This is a genomic window from Nocardioides sp. (genome assembly GCA_037045645.1).
Lineage (GTDB): Bacteria > Actinomycetota > Actinomycetes > Propionibacteriales > Nocardioidaceae > Nocardioides.
Window position 1 is genome coordinate 276,206 of sequence record JBAOIH010000004.1, and the last position, 16,263, is coordinate 292,468.

A 16,263-nucleotide genomic window follows, 5' to 3' on the forward strand; every position below is an offset into this window, starting at 1 on the left:
GTTGTCGAGTTCGAGCTGGTAGGGCAAGAACCCGAGGGGATCCTCCGAGCCGATCGGATTCTCGCCCGCGATCACCTCGCAGGGTGCGTCGTCGTGGAAGCGCACCCGGCCGACGTGATTGGCGCCGTACGCGAACCCGTCCTCGACCCAGACGACCAGGTCGACGATGGGTGCGTACGCCGGGTCGCACAGCGCCTGGATCATCTGCTCGCGCGCCGGGTGGGGTTCGTGGTGGGACATGGCGCGAACGCTACCGGTGACCGGGCCTTTCGGCGTACGAAATCCGGGCGACCGAGCGGAGGGGGACGGGGCCCTCACACTCCGCAATAGACACGGTCTAAAGTGGAAACAATCCCTGAGCCCGAGGAGCCGAGATGACCGACGAGTGGCTGACCACCCTGATCACCGACACGCCGCAGGCCGGCTTCGAACTGGCGATCACGCTGAGTCGACGCGGCGTGAAGTACACCCAGCCTGACACCGAGGTGCTGCATCAGTTGCGACCGGAGTACGCCGGTTCGGCCGAGGCGTTGACTGCCGCCTCACAGGTGGTGGCGATCAATTTCCAGACCATCGCCGCCGCGAACGGGTACTGGCGCGGATGAGCGAGCAGACGGTCGGTCAGGTGCTCGAAGACGACCACCATGTGATCGACGCGCATTTCGCCACCTTCGCCGCGTCGCTCGAGGCCGAAGAGCCGGACGCGGCTGCGCTGAAAGCTGGTGCCGCCGGCCTGCGCCATCACATCTGGGTGGAGGAGACGATGCACTTCCCACCCTTGCGAGCCGGCGGGCTGATGGGGCCGATCCTGGTGATGCTCAGAGAGCATGGGCAGTTGTGGGACCTGTTGAGGGTCTTGGAGCAGCAGGTGGCGGCGGGGGCGCCCGCCGAGGCACGCCAGACCTGGGCCGAGTTCGCGGCGATCCTGGAAGCGCACAACGCCAAGGAAGAACAGATCGTGTATCCGACCGGCGATGAGTTGCTCTCGCAAGAGGCTTCGGACGACGTGCGCTATGCCCTCGAGTCCGAGACGATGCCGGACGGCTGGGTGTGCCAGATGGCGACAACCTGAGCGCTCACGCCCGACCGCGACCGTGGTGTTGGGGCAGCGCGCAGAGTGGCCAATTGGGCAACGGCACCACCGTTTCCCAACAGCAGGGCGAACACGCGGTCTTCCAGGTGCCTGGCACCTGGTGGGACATCCAAGCCGACCAGGGCTATTCGTGCGGCATCGCTCAAGACGGCGGCAGATGGTGCTGGGGCGGCAACGCAGGCAGATTCGGTGACGGCACGACTCACGATTCCTTGGTCCCCGCGAAGATGCCCAGCAGTTGGCAACAGGTGGCGCTCGGCTGGGTGAGTTCGTGCGGTGTCACCAGCGCCGGGACCGCGATGTGCTGGGGCAGCAACGGCAATGGCCTGTTGGGCAACAACAGCACGACCGATTCCCTGGTGCCGGTGGAGATCTGGACCGGCGGCTCTTAATGCGTGGCTAGACCGAACGTCCCGGTGAGACCATCTTCGACATGACGATCCAGCGCATAGACCCGCCGCTGGCCGCCGACGAGGTCACGATGTTGCGGTCGTTCCTGGACGCCTTCCGTGCCACGATCCGGCGCCAGGCCGACGGGCTTAGCGACGAGCAGTTGCGACAACCCCTCGGGCCGAGCCCGCTCACCTTGGGTGGGATGCTCAGCCACTTGGCGTTCGTCGAGGACTACTGGTTCACCCACGTCCTGGCCGGTCAGCCGCCGTCGCAGCCCTGGGCCGAGGTGGATTGGGAGAGCGACAACGACTGGGACTGGCACCTTGCCGAGCGGCTGTCGTACGCCGAACTCGACTCGCTGCTGGTCACCGCGATCGCCAACTCCGACAAGATCCTCGACGCCGCCTTGGCGACCGGCGGCCTCGACCAGCAGGCCAAGCGCGAGCGCGGGGCCGGGCGCGAGACGCCGACACTGCGCTGGATCCTGGTGCACCTGGTGGAGGAGTACGCCCGCCACACCGGTCACGCCGACCTCATCCGCGAGTCCATCGACGGGGCGACCGATCTGTGATCCGCTGGTTGACCGTCTTCCTGGACCTGGAGCCCGAGTCGTACGACGTCGCAGCCGCCTTCTGGTGCGCAGTCACGGGCGCCACGCTCAGCGAACCGCGCGGGGAGTACGCCGAGTTCGTGACACTCCTGCCGCCGACGGGAGACGCGACTCTCAGGGCGCAACGGCTGGGCGAAGGCCCGAGCCGGATCCATCTCGACCTGCATGTGGACGACCCACGCGCGGCTGCTGACGCGGCCGTCGCCCTCGGGGCAATGGAAGTGGCTGATCACGGCTATTTCGTGATGCGATCGCCGGGCGGGTTGGCGTTCTGCCTCGTCTCCCACCACGGTGACGCCGTGCGCCCACCCGTACGCATCTGGCCGGGTGGGCAGACCGGTGGCGTCTATCAGGTCTGCCTCGACATCCCGGCCGACATCTATGAGCAGGAGTCGGCGTTCTGGAAGGCACTGCTCGACGCGAGGGACGAGCCTTTGGAACGACGCCGTGAGTTCGCCTGGCTGCGACCGCGCGGAGAGTTGCCCCTCGACGTACTCCTGCAGCGCCTCGATGAACCAGAGGGCGACACCCGAGCCCACCTCGATTGTGGCTCCAATCACCGCCCGGTCGAGGTGGCGCGGCATCGAGAACTCGGCGCCCGGACGGTGCTGGATGAGGAGTTCTGGGCCGTGATGTCCGACCCGGCGGGGCTGCATTACTGCATCACCGACCGCGACCCGGCCACCAAGGAGTTGTGATGTATCTCGACCTCGCAGCCCAACCCGAGAACGAGAACGTGTTCTAGTCTGACCCCATGCCTGATCTCAAGCCCGCCATCGAGGGTTGGTTCACCACCGGCGACACGCCTGCACTGCTCGGCTCGCGCTGCGAAGGGTGCGCGTCGACGTACTTCCCGCCGGTCGGTGAGGCCGCGTTCTGCCGCAACCCCTCCTGCGACAGCACGGACTTCGAGACCGTCGAACTCTCCCGCCACGGCACCGTCTGGTCCTACACCGACGCCCGCTATCAGCCGCCGCCGCCGTTCCAGCCGCCGACGGACCCGTACGAGCCGTTCGCGCTTGCCGCCGTCACCTTGCCCGAGGGCATCACGGTCCTCGGCCAGGTCGCGCAGGGCTATGGCGTCGATGACCTCAAGGTCGGCGCCGAGATGGAACTCGTGATCGAGCAGGCCCGAGAGGGCGAGCTGATCTGGCGCTGGCTGCCGGTTGCCGAGTTGGGACAGGAGGCCGACCAGTGAGCACGAGTGTGCCGATCATCGGCGTGGGCATGCACGCCTGGGGCAAGTGGGGCCGACCATTCACCGAGTACGGCGTGGTCGCCGCTCGCGCGGCCCTCAAAGACGCGGGCATCCCCTGGACCGACGTCGACCTGATCGTCGGCGGGGAGACCGTCCGCAATGGGTACGGCGGGTATGTCGCGGGCGCCACCTTCGCCCAGGCGCTGGGTTGGAACGGCGCGCGGGTCGCGACCTCGTACGCCGCGTGTGCCACGGGTGCGCAGGCACTCGACACCGCGCGTGCGCGCATCCTGGCCGGGATGTCCGAGGTCGCACTGGTCGTCGGTGCCGACACCACGCCGAAGGGCTTCCTCGCGCCCAACGCCGGTGAGCGCTGGGACGATCCCGACTGGCTGCGCTTCCGCCTTCTCGGCATGACCAACCCGGCGTACTTCGCGCTCTACGCGCGCCGCCGGATGGACCTCTACGGCGCGACCAGCGAGGACTTCGCGGCCGTCAAGGTCAAGAACGCGCGGCACGGTCTGGCCAACCCGTACGCGCGCTATCGCAAGGAGGTCAGCGTCAAGGACGTCCTCGAATCAGCCGTTGTCAGCGATCCGCTGCACCTGCTCGACATCTGCGCGACCTCGGACGGTGCGGCTGCGGTCGTGGTCTGCTCGGAGGCGTACGCGCGCAAGATCGGTGCCGACCCGGTCCGGATCGCGGCGATCTCGACCGTGACGCCGACCTTCCCCAACACGGTGATCGACATGCCGCTGCTGGCGACGGACCCGGCTGGTTTCCAGACGCAGCCTTCGGCTGCTCCTCAACCACCGGTTCGCACCTTCAAGCAGTCCATCGGCGACGCGGCGTACGAGGAAGCGGGCATCGACCCTGCGGACGTCGATGTGGCGGAGGTGTACGACCTCTCGACCGCTCTCGAACTCGACTGGATCGAGGACCTCTCACTGTGTGGCGAGGGTGAGGCCGAGCAGTTGCTGCGCGACGGCGACACCACGATCGGGGGCCGGATCCCGGTCAACCCCAGTGGTGGCTTGGCGTGCTTCGGGGAGGCGGTGCCCGCGCAGGCGCTGGCGCAGGTGTGCGAGCTGACCTGGCAACTGCGGGGTCAGGCCGAGGGCCGTCAGGTGGAAGGGGCCCGGGTCGGCATTACGGCCAACCAGGGCCTCTTCGGTCACGGATCGTCGGTGCTGCTGGCCCGCTGATCAGTCCTGGTCCTCTGATCAGTCCTGGTTGGTGATCAGCCCACCGGTCGTGGGCTGATACGGGTTCAGCCCGTGGTCGATGGCGTACTGCTTGAGGTAGCCCTCGCGCCCCAGCACCTTGATCCGCTCGGCGATCTTGGCGGCTTCGGCCTTCTCGACCTCGACCTGTGCCTGCGCGGCCTTCACCTGAGCTGACGCCTCGGCCTCCTTGGCCTTGGCGCGAGCGACCGCTTCCTGCTGGGCGACCAGCGCGTCCTTCACGGCCTCGGGCGGGACCGGCTTCTGCAGCGTGATCGCGAAGTCGGTGAAGAACTCCTCGTCGCCGTCGATCTGGCGACCGACCAGGTCGGGCAACTGCGCGAGCACGTCCTGCTCCCACTTCGCCTTCACCGCGGGGTCGGTGTAGAGCTCGGTGTAGGTGTAGTTCTGGCTGGCCCTGTCGACAGCGGTCTCGAGCGGCCGTGAAAGATAGACGCTGAGCATGGACAGCCAGCCACTCGATCCGTTGCCCTCGGCCGAGTCCATGTACGCCGAGTAGCGGTTGCCGATCAGGTCGTGGAACTTCTGCAGGGTCCGGCATTCGGTGTTGAGCATGAAGGCGGCCACGCCGTCGACCGACATCTCGATGCCGTCCTTGGTCACGAACGTCATCGCGCCGCGATCGCCACCCTCACCGAAAACGTAGTTGCGCTGAGACGACGGGTACGAATAGTGCTTGTCGCCAGGACCGTCCCAGGCGCGCGTCGAGCTCGGGATGCACTCCTTGAATCGGCGCGGGGTGAAGGCACCGTCGCTGTAGTGCAGGGCCACCTGGTCGGGCCCGGTGGACACGGTCGTGGGGCGGATGAACATCAGCAGCCCGAGACCGACGACCAGGATCGCCCCCAGGGTGACCAGCGCCTTCCCGAGGGCGCCCGCGCGGGCCTTGACAGTGTTGACGTTGCTCACGGAGGGATTCTTTCTACTCATGCTGACCTGCTCATGACGAGGGGGGCATTTGCTTTCGGTGTCGTGCGGACACCTCGTCGATCAAGATGGTGGAGAGTTCGGGCGAGATGTCTCGATGCTGCCAAGCCAACTCGCGCAGATGCTCGATGAACTCGTCTCGTTCGGCGATCTCGGCAGCCTCACCCGGGCGCTTGTCACCGGCCGACACGCCCAGGAAGTAGCCGATGGTGCCTGCGGCAACGGCCACGATTGCGACAACGAAGGCGATCGCGAGCGGCATGGACACATCCTGCCCTGTTCTCGATGAGATCAACCGTGGGGGTGTTGCGGTCGGCGATAGCGTGAGTTTCGTGACCGCGCCCTCGATCTCGACCCTGGCCGAACTCCGCGCGAGCGGACACGAGCAGAAGACGTTGCGACAGGAGATCCGCGACAACCTGCTGGCCAAGCTTAGAGACGGCGTCGACCCGTGGCCCGGCCTGCACGGCTTCGAGGAGACCGTGATCCCCCAGGTCGAGCGCGCGGTCTTGGCCGGCCACGACCTGGTCCTCCTCGGCGAGCGCGGGCAGGGCAAGACCCGGCTGCTGCGCTCGATGGTCAGCCTGCTCGACGAGTGGTCGCCGGTGATCGCGGGCTCGGAGTTGGGCGAGCATCCGTACGACCCGATCACCGTCGCCTCGCAGCGGCTGGCCCAGGAACAGGGCGACGACCTGCCGGTCGAATGGCGCCACCGCGACGAGCGGTACGCCGAGAAGCTCGCCACCCCTGACACTTCGGTTGCGGACCTGATCGGCGACGTCGACCCGATGAAGGTCGCGGAGGGCCGACACCTCGGTGACCCCGAGACGATCCACTTCGGACTTATCCCGCGCTCACACCGCGGCATCGTGGTGATCAACGAGTTGCCCGACCTCGCCGAGCGGATCCAGGTGGCGATGCTCAACGTGATGGAGGAGCGCGACATCCAGATCAGGGGGTACGTCTTGCGGCTCCCGCTCGACGTGCTGGTGCTGGCCAGCGCCAACCCGGAGGACTACACCAACCGCGGGCGGATCATCACGCCACTCAAAGACCGCTTCGGCGCCGAGATCCGCACGCACTATCCGACCACTATCGAGGACGAGATCGCGGTGATCCGACAGGAGGCGGATCTGGTCGCCGACGTCCCGGACGTGCTGATCGAGATCCTGGCCCGCTTCACCCGCAACCTGCGTGACAGCCAGTCGGTCGACCAGCGCTCCGGCGTGAGTGCCCGATTCGCGATCGCGGGCGCGGAGACGATCGCTGCCGCCGCGCTGCACCGCGCGACGCGGCAGGGTGAGGACGTGGCCGTCGCTCGCGTGGTCGATCTGGAGACCGCGGTCGACGTGCTCGGCGGCAAGATCGAGTTCGAGACCGGTGAGGAGGGCCGCGAGGCCGAGATCCTTACCCACCTGCTGCGCACCGCGACAGCGGAAGCCGTACGCGCCCATCTCGGCGGCATCGACTTCCACCTGCTCGTCGACGCTCTCGAATCCGGCCAGGTGATCTCGACCGGCGCCCAGGTGGCGGCGCGCGACTTCCTCGGTGGGCTGCCGGTGTTGGGAGAGTCCGACCTGTTCGACCAGGTCACCGGCCGGCTCGGTGCCACCAACGACGGCGAACGCGCCGCCGCGATCGAACTTGCGCTGGAGGGCCTCTATCTGGCGCGCAAGATCGGCAAGGACTCCGACGGGGCCGAGACGATCTATGGCTAGTCGCTATCAGAAGTACGACGGGGGCGACCCGCTCGCGCCACCCGTCGATCTCGCCGAGGCGCTCGACGCCATCGGTGAGGACGTGATGGCCGGCTACAGCCCCGAGCGGGCGATGCGCGAATACCTGCGACGCGGCAGTCAAGACCAGCGCGGACTCGACGACCTGGCCCGCCAGGTCGCGCGCAAGCGCAACGAGATCCTGCAACGACACAACCTCGACGGCACGCTGCGAGAGGTGCGCGAACTGCTCGACCAGGCTGTCCTCGAGGAACGCAAACAACTCGCGCGCGATCCGATGATGGACGAGGGCGACCGGGCCTTTCGTCAGTTGCAGCTCGACAACCTCCCCGCCAGCACCGCCGCCGCGGTGAGCGAGCTGGGGTCGTACGACTGGACGAGCGCCGAAGCGCGCGAGACCTTCGAGCAGATCAAGGACCTGCTGGGACGTGAGTTGCTCGACCAGCGCTTCGAGGGGATGAAGCGGGCGCTCCAGGGGGCCACCGACGAAGACCGGGCTGCGATCACCGAGATGGTCAGCGACCTCAACGACCTGCTGGACAAGCAGCGCAGCGGCGAGGCCACGCAGCAGGACTTCGACGAGTTCATGGCCAAGCACGGCCAGCACTTCCCGGAGAACCCCAAGAATCTCGACGAGTTGATGGACGCGCTCGCCAAGCGGTCCGCCGCCGCCCAGCGGATGCTCAACTCGATGACGCCCGAGCAGCGCGAGCAGTTGATGCAACTCTCGGCCCAGGCGTTCGGCAGCCCTGAGTTGATGGCCCAACTGGCCCGGATGGACGAGAACCTGCGCGAGCTGCGTCCCGGTGAGGACTGGGATGGCGGTGAGCGGTTCCAAGGCGAGGAGGGGCTCGGCCTGGGCGACGGCACCGGCGCGTTGCAGGACCTGGCCGAACTCGACGCGCTCAGCGAGCAACTGTCGCAGTCGTACGGCGGTGCGCGGCTCGACGACGTCGACCTCGACGCGCTGCAACGCCAGCTCGGCGACCAGGCCGCCGTCGATGCCAAGACCCTGCAACGGCTGGAGCAGGCGCTGCGTGAGAGCGGCTATCTCAAGCGTGGGTCGGACGGCGACCTGCGCCTCTCGCCCAAGGCGATGCGGCAACTCGGCAAGGCGTTGCTGCGCGACGTAGCCCAGCGGCTCAGCGGACGCCAGGGCAACCGGGACGCCCGCCGTACCGGTCAGGCGGGGGAGCCGACCGGGTCCAGCCGCCGTTGGGAGTTCGGCGACACCGAGCCGTGGGACGTGCCGCGCACCATCGCCAACGCGGTGCGGCGTACGCGTGGCTTCGAGACGCCGCTGCGCGGCTCCTCAACCACCGCGCGACTCACCGTCGACGACATCGAGGTGATCGAGACCGAGGCGCGTACCCAGGCGGCTGTCGCGCTCTTGGTCGACACCAGTTTCTCGATGGCGATGGACGGTCGCTGGGTGCCGATGAAACGTACGGCGCTGGCCCTGCACACCCTGATCCGCTCCCGCTTTCGCGGCGACGCCTTGCAACTCATCTCGTTCGGCAGGGCGGCGCGCACCCTCGACATCGAGGAGCTCACCGCCCAGGAACCGTTCTGGGACAAGGGCACCAACCTGCATCATGGGCTGTTGCTGGCCAACCGGTTCTTCCGCAAGCACCCCAACGCCCAGCCGGTGTTGTTGATCGTCACTGACGGCGAACCCACCTCGCACCTGGAGCCCGACGGCGAGGTGATGTTCTCCTACCCACCGCACCCCCTGACGATCGCGTACGCCGTGCGCGAGCTCGACAACGCCCGCCGACTGGGCGCGCAGACGACGTTCTTCCGGCTAGGAGACGACCCGGGGTTGGCACGGTTCATCGAATCCATGGCCAAGCGGGTCGACGGGCGGATGGTCAGCCCCGAACTCGACGACCTCGGGGCGGCGGTCGTCGGGTCGTACCTCAGCGGACGTTCCCAGGGCGGCAACTACCGCGACACCTTCCAGGGGATGTGGGGTGGGCGGGGCTTCTGGGTGGGCTAGTTTTTACGCCATGGCTACGGATCGCCTCAAGAACCTCGTCTCCGCCGCCCGCGCCAGATTGGCCGGACCTCAAGCAGAACTCCCCGATATCGACGACGCGACGCGCGCGACGATCGCGACGGTCAAGGACTTCACCATGACCTCCCCGGAGCGGCTTTTCGCGACCTGCGAGGCGGTCCGCTATGTCGTCAAACACAACATCCCGGGCGCGATCGTCGAGTGCGGCGTGTGGCGCGGCGGCAGTTCGATGGCGATGCTGCGCACCCTGCAGGAGGTGGGCGACGAAAGTCGTGAGGCCTACCTGTTCGACACCTACGAAGGCATGTCGGAGCCGACCGAGGTCGATGTCACGATCACCGGCGAGGACGCCGCCAAGGGCATGGCGGAGCAGGAGCGTGAGGGCAGCCCGCTGTGGGCGTACGCGCCCTTCGAAGACGTCCAGCGCAACGTGGGGTCGGTCGGCTACCCGGCGGAGCGGGTGCACTTCGTACGCGGCATGGTCGAAGACACCATCCCCGAGCAAGCCCCCGAGCAGATCGCGTTGTTGCGTTTGGACACCGACTTCTACGAATCCACCAAGCACGAGCTCGATCACCTGATCCCGAGGCTGGCGCCCTACGGCGTGCTGATCATCGACGACTACGGCCACTGGGAAGGCGCCCGCAAAGCTGTCGACGAATGGCTGGCGGCCTTCGACCGTCCGGTGATGTTGGCGCGTACGGATTACACCGGCCGCATCGCGATCGTGCCCGGATCCAGCAGCTAGCGGTCCCCGCCCACGAGATCGAGCATTCGAGCGCTGAGCAGCGTGAGCAGCACGGCGATCACCGGGGCTAGCACGACCAGAATCATCGCGGGGGTGCTGACGGGGCCGTTGAGCCCTGGCGCTGCGAGGGCCCAGGCGTTGCTGGCTGCGTGCATGACGACTGGCGCCACCAGACTTCCGGTGAGTTCGTACACCGCGACGGAGACCAGACCGTAGACGATGTACATCGGGAAGAGCGCCACCTGCGTCGGATCGCCGTGGATTCCGGCAAAGAAGAGGGCGCTCACCAGTCCGGCGACGCCCACGGCCAGCGGCGGGCCGAATCGGCGCAGGGACTCACGCAGCGAGCGATAGAGCAGCCCCCGGAAGAGGAACTCTTCAAACACCGGGCCGACGATCGCGATCGCGATCACCAAGAGGAGATCGTTGAGAGACGCCGAACCGAAGCCGAGCTGGCGCAATTGGCCGGCGTCGACCCCGGAATTGCCGGTCGCGCGGGTCCAGACCTCGACGATGACGTTGAGCAGCACCGCGCCCGCGACGCCGATGCCCAGGACCCGCTGCCATGGCTGGAGGGCAATGCCCAGGACCCGACTGCTGATCGGTCGCAGCACCCACACCAACACTCCCAGGGCAAACAGCAGGGAGATCGACTTCTCCAGCACGCCCATGCAAGGTCCATAGAGGTCGTCGTCATAGCTGACGCCCAAAATGGAGAGCAAGGGTTCGCCCAGATAGCTCGTCACCGTGGAAGGGATCGAGAGCATGATCAGCAGCACCGCGACCACGACGCCGATCACGCAGCGGCGCAGGGTCCAGGCAGCGAACGGCAGGCGAGACCAGGTGGGTGTGGGCACGTCCAAACCGTAACAACGCGTTACAGCTGGAACCCGGGCAGGTGCTCTTCGAGGATCGAGCGGAACGGTGCCTCGCACTCCAGCTGCGAGAGCAACCCGAGCCCGCCCAACCACGTGCGGTGGATCAGCAGGTACGACGTCGGCAGGTTGAGCTTGGTCGCGACCGTGAAGGACGGATCCTTCGGGTTGTTGATCCGCTCGAACTGGCCGCGCATCCACTCCCTACTGAACCGGAATGTCTGCGTGCGCGCCGGCTCGCAAAATGGCGACAGGTAGTCGAGCACCTGTTGCGGGTCCACGCGGATGTTGTCCTTGATGAACCCCTCTTCGCGCAATCCCGACACGAGTTTGTCGTGGTCGCCGTCGATGCCGATCCGGATCAGCCGACCCATCGCGTCGGGGAGCCTTCCTTCCGGGAGGCGCGCCACGGCACCGAAGTCGAGGACACCAAGGCGTTGGCCCTCAGGCAGCACGCGGAAGTTCCCCGGATGTGGGTCGGCGTGCAGCATGCCGGTGCGCGCGGCTCCGGAGAACAAGAATCGCGCGAACAGTTCGCCATAACGGTCGCGCTCGGCCTGGGTGCCGTCCTTGATCACCTGGGCCAGGGAGTGCGGGCTCTCCAACCATTCGGTGACCAGGACCGTACGCCCCCACGCGATCACGTCGGGGATCTCGATGTCCGGGTCGTCGGCGAAGGCGCCGGCGTACGCACTTTGTGCTTCGGCCTCCAGTTCGTAGTCGAGTTCGTCCTTTGCGCGGGCCTGGATCTCCTCGACCAACGGCTTGATGTCGATTCCGGGGAAGACCGGCGCGACGCCCTTGGCGAGTCGCGCAAGTTGGCGCAGGTCGCCGAGCAGTGCATCTCCGGCACCGGGATACTGCACCTTGACCGCGACATCGCGCCCGTCGTGCCAACGTCCCTTGTGGACCTGGCCGATGCTCGCCGCCGCGGTCGGTCCGCCGTCGAGCCAGACCAGCTCCGACTTCCAGTGTGCGCCGAGTTCACGCTCGAGTTCTTGGCGTACGGTCGCCGTCGGCATCGCCGGCGCGGAGTCCTGCAATGCGGTGAGGTGCTCGCGATAGGGCGCCGCGATGTCCTCGGGCAGCGCGGCCTCCAACACGCTGAGCGCCTGCCCGAACTTCATCGCGCCGCCCTTGAGTTCGCCCAGCGTCTTGAAGAGTTGCTCGGCGGTCTTCTGCTGCACCTCGGAGAGCACCTGCTCGGCCGGCGCACCGCCGAGTCGTTTGCCGATCCCCAGGGCCGTACGCCCGGCGTACCCCAGGGGCAGCGTCGCCAGCCGCGCGGTGCGCGCGACGGCCTTGCGAGGCAGGTCGCTCATGTGTCCAGTGTGTCAGGGGCGCGGTCAGGCCAGGAGTGCCCAGGGATCTTCGCGGCGCCAGACCTTGGGCATGGCCATAGCCGCGTGCTCCGCGGCGGCGAGCGGGGAGAGCACCGAGAGCGTCTTGTCGAGATCGTCCCCGGCATAGGGCAGGGCGCGCAGCGGCTGGTCCAGCGGTCGGAAGAAGTCGTCCCAGTGGGTGAGGACCACGCCTCGCGCTCCCACAGCGTTCACCGTGTGCTTCCAGTAGTCGCGGATGAACGTGTCGGGGTGGATGCCGAGTTGTCCGATGCCCAGGTAGACGAGGTCGGCTTCGAATCCGTCGAGTGCGTGCGGGACGAAACCGGCGCTGCCCTGGACCAACGCGGTGCGACCGCTGGTGTGCTCGACGAGGACCGACCAGGCCTCGCCGCACTTGTACGCATTGACGCGCGCGGGCGGCGTGAGCGGCGCGGTGATCACGCCGGGGTAGCGGTCGGGCGGGCAGTGGTCGGAGATCACGTGCGTGAGGGTGAAGTTCCCCTGCGTGACCGGCACTCCCGGCGTCACCACGTGGATCTGGTCGGATCCCAACCGCGCGCCCCGGCCGATGTTGGCGGTGGATTCTCCCCCGAAGAGGACGCCGCCGGCTCGCCGGACGACCTCGGCACAGTCCTGGGCATGGTCGTAGTGCGAATGCACCGGCACCACCGCGTCCAACGAGCGTGCACCGGGCCCGAAGCCGATCCGTGAGAGGGCTGCGTCGATGCGGGCCGCATCGGGTGTGAGCTTTGCCAGCGCGGCGCGGAGCAGCGACGGGCGCGAGAAGAAGCCGTCGAACATGACGGCGGACTCGCCGTCGTCGAAGAGCAGCGTGGAAACACCGAGGAAAGTGACGCTCAAACTGTCGGCGCGAGCCGCGGGAACCGCGAACAGGTCGGCGTACCGGGTGAGGTCGGGTCGTCCCAGCCGGAACTTCACGCGGTCTCCTTCGCGGCGCTTCTGCCAGCCGTACGGCCGGAGAAGAGGCAGCCTCCGAGGAAGGTGCCCTCCAGGGCGTTGTAGCCCATCATGCCGCCTCCGCCGAACCCGTTGACCTCGCCGGCCGCATACAGGCCCGAGAACACCGAGCCGTCGGGGCGCAGGCAGCGTCCGGACAGGTCGGTTTCGAGTCCGCCGAGGGTCTTGCGGGAGAGCACGTTGAGCCGAACCGCGATCAGCGGGCCCGCCTTGGGGTCGAGGAGTTTGTGTGGGCTCGCCACCCGCACCAGTTTGTCGCCGCGGTAGGCGCGGGCTCCTCGAATCGCGGTGATCTGGGCGTCCTTGGTGAAGTCGTTGTCGATCTCGCGGTCCCGCGCCTCGATGAGTACGCGCAGCGACTCGGCGTCGAGATCAGGTACGTCATCGTCGGCGACCCGGTTCATGCCGGCCACCAGATCCGCTAGCGAATCAGCGACGACGAAGTCCTCGCCGTGCTGCTTGAACGCCTCGACGGGACCGGGAGCACCCGGCTTGACCCGCGACAGCATCAGCTTCACGTCCTTGCCGGTGAGGTCGGGGTTCTGTTCGGAGCCCGACAGCGCGAACTCCTTCTCGATGATCTTCTGGGTCAGCACGAACCACGAGTAGTCGTACCCGGTTTCGCGCAGGTGCCGCAGAGTGCCGAGGGTGTCGAAACCGGGGAAGTACGGCGCCGGCAGTCGGTTGCCGGCCGCGTCGAGCCACAGCGACGATGGACCCGGCAGGATGCGGATGCCGTGGTTGTCCCAGATCGGGTCCCAGTTGCGGATGCCCTCGACGTAGTGCCACATCCGGTCGGGATTGATCACGTTCGCCCCCGCATCCTGGGTGATGGCGAGCATGCGCCCGTCCACGTGGGCGGGTACGCCCGACACCATCTGCCTTGGCGGGGTGCCAAGTCGCTCGGGCCAGGCTTTGCGTACGAGTTCGTGGTTGCCGCCGATTCCTCCGGAGCTGATCACGACCGCCTGGGCGCGCAGTTCGAAGTCGCCGACGGCCGTACGACTGCTGGGCTTGCCGCGCTGCACGTTCGTAGGTTCGAGGAGGGTGCCGCGCACCCCGACGGCGGCGTCGTTCTCGACGATCAGGTCGTCGACCTGGTGGCGGAAGGCGAAGCGGATGCGTCCGGTCTCGACGTGAGCACGCACCCTGCGCTCGAACGGCTCGACGACCCCTGGCCCGGTTCCCCAGGTGATGTGGAACCTCGGCACGGAGTTGCCATGACCATCCGCCCGGCCGTCGCCGCGTTCGGCCCAGCCGACGACGGGGAAGACCCGATGGCCCATCTCGCGCAGCCAGGCGCGCTTCTCGCCGGCCGCGAAATCGAGGTACGCCTCGGCCCACGCGCGCGGCCAGCGGTCTTCCTCGCGATCGAACTGCGCGCTGCCGAACCAGTCCTGACGCGCCAACTCGGGGGAGTCCTTGATCCCCATCCGGCGCTGCTCGGGGCTGTCGATCATGAACAGCCCGCCAAGACTCCAGAATGCCTGTGCGCCGAGGTTCTGCTCGCCCTCCTGGTCGACCAGCACGACACTGCGGCCGGCGTCGGCCGCCTCTGCGGCAGCAACCAGGCCGGCCAGGCCAGCACCTACGACGATGATGTCTGTATCCATGGCTCGTATCGTGGTGAAGATGCTTCCCGAGTTCAATCGAGTGCGGTGAGCGTCTCAGTGCCGGTAGTCGTCGGCGAGGGTGGCTGCCGGGCCGGTGACGTAGAGGTCGATGCCGTCGGGTGCGGTGAGCATGATCCGGGTTTGGTGTGGGGTGAGCAGGTGGGTGCCTTGGTGGTCGACCAGGGCGCACAGGCCGTGGGGGGTCTGCCACAGGATGCGGCCGGCTCCGGCGGGGCGGGCGCGGTAGCCGCCGAAGGTTTTCCACCGGTGATGTGTCCGTCTGAGCGGTTGTGCGTTGGTGGTGCTGGTCTGCCCGGGTGGGCCGCCCTCTCGGTAGGGGCTGATGTGGTCGAAGTCGACGCCGCTTCTGGTGGCGGACCTGTTGGTGTACGGGAACGTGTCGCCACCGGTGAGGAGCCAGGTGTGGTCCTTGACCTGGTCGGGGTGCTCGTACCGGTCGACCCGGGTGCCGGCGTGGAGGTCGAGCACGGGCTGGAGTCGGATGTCGGCGTGCCCGACCAGGTCCGCGAGGGCACGTACGAGGACCGGGCCGATCGCCTCGACTCGGGCGACGCCGTGCTGGTCGAGCAGGGCGGACGCGTCGAGGTGAACGAACACGGTCGCGCCCGCGCCACGGAGCGCCTTCAGCTGGGTGATCGACATCGCGGACAGTCGGCCGATGATCTGGTCGAGCCGATCCGTGGCCCACGCAGGCCTCGCGGCATCGTCGAGGGGTTCGTCGTCGACAGCTTCCTCGGTGTGGGTCAGCAGCAGCTCGAGGAGTTCGGCGGGTCGGGCCAGCCACCCGAACGCCATGGAACGCAGTTCGTCGTGGTTGTGCTCCCCACCAAGCGTGAGGGCCAGGATGTCGGCGACACGTGCGACCATCGCATCGACCCAGGCAGCGTCCCCGGCGGTGACTTTCGCGATCACATGCCGAAAGCCCTGCTCGTCGGCCCGCGACAACCGGACGTACCGTTCGCGGGCGGCGTGCTCACGCGCCATCGCCGCCGCGTCAGGGTCGGCTTCCAGGACCTTCGCGGCGGCGATCTCGAACACCGTGGATGGGGTGTGTCCGGCGATTGCGGCGGCCACGGCGCGGTCCACGATCGCGATCGTGGACCGCGGCACCGCCCGCGACAGGGCAGCGACCCGCCTGGCGATCCACGGTTCGCACTCCAGATCCAGCACCCGACGCCAGGTCAACGGCAGCCGGTGAACCAGATCCAGGGCGTCGGCGACCTGGTGCCGCACCGTCATGGTGTGCACCTGCGTGGCGATCGCAAGCTCCCGGCAGCGCGTACTCCCGCACCCCCGGCGTGCCCTCACCACCAGGCGTCGTCAACGGGTCCCGCTCACGGATCGACTCACCATGCAGCACCGCCCACTGCAACGCGATCAACAACTCATCCCGCCCGGCCTCACGCCGACGACGTACGCCATCCTGCGCGGCAGCCAACACGGCCACAGCGTCGAGATCAGCGTACG

18 protein-coding genes are annotated in these 16,263 nt (G+C 67.7%); 11 read left to right on the top strand and 7 right to left on the bottom strand.

Going from position 1 to position 16,263, the window contains the following annotated elements:
- The first annotated feature begins 93 nt into the window (after nucleotides 1-93).
- From V9G04_14605 to V9G04_14640, 8 genes are read left to right on the top strand one after another with little or no spacing between them, the layout of a single operon-like run.
- Entirely contained in the window at nucleotides 94-330 is a 237-nt protein-coding gene (locus V9G04_14605; GenBank protein MEI2714482.1) for a hypothetical protein, read from the top strand.
- 44 nt (nucleotides 331-374) lie between these two features.
- A complete protein-coding gene (locus V9G04_14610; protein ID MEI2714483.1) occupies nucleotides 375-605 on the top strand; it encodes a hexameric tyrosine-coordinated heme protein in 231 nt (76 codons plus the stop codon).
- On the top strand, nucleotides 602-1,072 hold the full coding sequence (locus V9G04_14615; protein ID MEI2714484.1) for a hemerythrin domain-containing protein: 471 nt from the start codon (nucleotides 602-604) through the stop codon (nucleotides 1,070-1,072). Before V9G04_14610 ends, V9G04_14615 begins: the two co-directional genes overlap by 4 nt.
- A 53-nt stretch (nucleotides 1,073-1,125) precedes the next feature.
- Nucleotides 1,126-1,485, top strand: a complete 360-nt coding sequence (locus V9G04_14620; GenBank protein MEI2714485.1) for a hypothetical protein — start codon at nucleotides 1,126-1,128, stop codon at nucleotides 1,483-1,485.
- Nucleotides 1,486-1,526: 41 nt separating this feature from the next.
- Nucleotides 1,527-2,057 (top strand): DinB family protein, encoded by a 531-nt coding sequence (locus V9G04_14625; protein ID MEI2714486.1) that lies wholly within the window; start codon nucleotides 1,527-1,529, stop codon nucleotides 2,055-2,057.
- 8 nt (nucleotides 2,058-2,065) lie between these two features.
- Nucleotides 2,066-2,794 (top strand): VOC family protein, encoded by a 729-nt coding sequence (locus V9G04_14630; GenBank protein MEI2714487.1) that lies wholly within the window; start codon nucleotides 2,066-2,068, stop codon nucleotides 2,792-2,794.
- Between the two features lie 56 nt (nucleotides 2,795-2,850).
- The gene (locus tag V9G04_14635; protein ID MEI2714488.1) at nucleotides 2,851-3,294 is read left to right on the top strand and encodes an OB-fold domain-containing protein; all 444 of its coding nucleotides are present in this window, start codon (nucleotides 2,851-2,853) and stop codon (nucleotides 3,292-3,294) included.
- Complete coding sequence (locus tag V9G04_14640) at nucleotides 3,291-4,499, top strand: lipid-transfer protein (GenBank protein ID MEI2714489.1); 1,209 nt, start codon at nucleotides 3,291-3,293, stop codon at nucleotides 4,497-4,499. The genes V9G04_14635 and V9G04_14640 overlap by 4 nt, the downstream gene beginning before the upstream one ends.
- An 18-nt stretch (nucleotides 4,500-4,517) precedes the next feature.
- On the opposite strand, the gene V9G04_14645 is transcribed toward V9G04_14640, so the two are convergent.
- Both V9G04_14645 and V9G04_14650 read right to left on the bottom strand, forming a co-directional pair.
- Nucleotides 4,518-5,447, bottom strand: a complete 930-nt coding sequence (locus V9G04_14645) for an SPFH domain-containing protein (protein ID MEI2714490.1) — start codon at nucleotides 5,445-5,447, stop codon at nucleotides 4,518-4,520.
- A 31-nt stretch (nucleotides 5,448-5,478) separates the two neighbouring features.
- Nucleotides 5,479-5,727 (bottom strand): hypothetical protein, encoded by a 249-nt coding sequence (locus V9G04_14650; GenBank protein MEI2714491.1) that lies wholly within the window; start codon nucleotides 5,725-5,727, stop codon nucleotides 5,479-5,481.
- Between the two features lie 70 nt (nucleotides 5,728-5,797).
- On the opposite strand from V9G04_14650, the gene V9G04_14655 reads away from it, so the two are divergent.
- From V9G04_14655 to V9G04_14665, 3 genes are read left to right on the top strand one after another with little or no spacing between them, the layout of a single operon-like run.
- Nucleotides 5,798-7,183 carry a magnesium chelatase gene (locus V9G04_14655; protein ID MEI2714492.1) on the top strand — a complete coding sequence of 462 codons (1,386 nt, stop codon included), beginning with the start codon at nucleotides 5,798-5,800 and terminating at the stop codon, nucleotides 7,181-7,183.
- Nucleotides 7,176-9,200: a VWA domain-containing protein gene (locus V9G04_14660; GenBank protein MEI2714493.1), complete on the top strand. Its 2,025-nt coding sequence runs from the start codon at nucleotides 7,176-7,178 to the stop codon at nucleotides 9,198-9,200. The genes V9G04_14655 and V9G04_14660 overlap by 8 nt, the downstream gene beginning before the upstream one ends.
- A 10-nt stretch (nucleotides 9,201-9,210) precedes the next feature.
- Complete coding sequence (locus tag V9G04_14665) at nucleotides 9,211-9,966, top strand: TylF/MycF/NovP-related O-methyltransferase (GenBank protein ID MEI2714494.1); 756 nt, start codon at nucleotides 9,211-9,213, stop codon at nucleotides 9,964-9,966.
- Here V9G04_14665 and V9G04_14670 read toward each other — a convergent pair.
- From V9G04_14670 to V9G04_14690, 5 genes are read right to left on the bottom strand one after another with little or no spacing between them, the layout of a single operon-like run.
- Nucleotides 9,963-10,823, bottom strand: a complete 861-nt coding sequence (locus tag V9G04_14670) for a CPBP family intramembrane glutamic endopeptidase (protein ID MEI2714495.1) — start codon at nucleotides 10,821-10,823, stop codon at nucleotides 9,963-9,965. The genes V9G04_14665 and V9G04_14670 overlap by 4 nt on opposite strands.
- Before the next feature lie 20 nt (nucleotides 10,824-10,843).
- Nucleotides 10,844-12,163 carry an AarF/ABC1/UbiB kinase family protein gene (locus tag V9G04_14675; protein ID MEI2714496.1) on the bottom strand — a complete coding sequence of 440 codons (1,320 nt, stop codon included), beginning with the start codon at nucleotides 12,161-12,163 and terminating at the stop codon, nucleotides 10,844-10,846.
- Nucleotides 12,164-12,187: 24 nt separating this feature from the next.
- On the bottom strand, nucleotides 12,188-13,123 hold the full coding sequence (locus V9G04_14680; GenBank protein ID MEI2714497.1) for a hypothetical protein: 936 nt from the start codon (nucleotides 13,121-13,123) through the stop codon (nucleotides 12,188-12,190).
- On the bottom strand, nucleotides 13,120-14,775 hold the full coding sequence (locus V9G04_14685; protein MEI2714498.1) for an FAD-binding dehydrogenase: 1,656 nt from the start codon (nucleotides 14,773-14,775) through the stop codon (nucleotides 13,120-13,122). The genes V9G04_14680 and V9G04_14685 overlap by 4 nt, the downstream gene beginning before the upstream one ends.
- Before the next feature lie 54 nt (nucleotides 14,776-14,829).
- On the bottom strand, nucleotides 14,830-16,035 hold the full coding sequence (locus V9G04_14690; GenBank protein MEI2714499.1) for a hypothetical protein: 1,206 nt from the start codon (nucleotides 16,033-16,035) through the stop codon (nucleotides 14,830-14,832).
- Nucleotides 16,036-16,263: the final 228 nt, after the last annotated feature.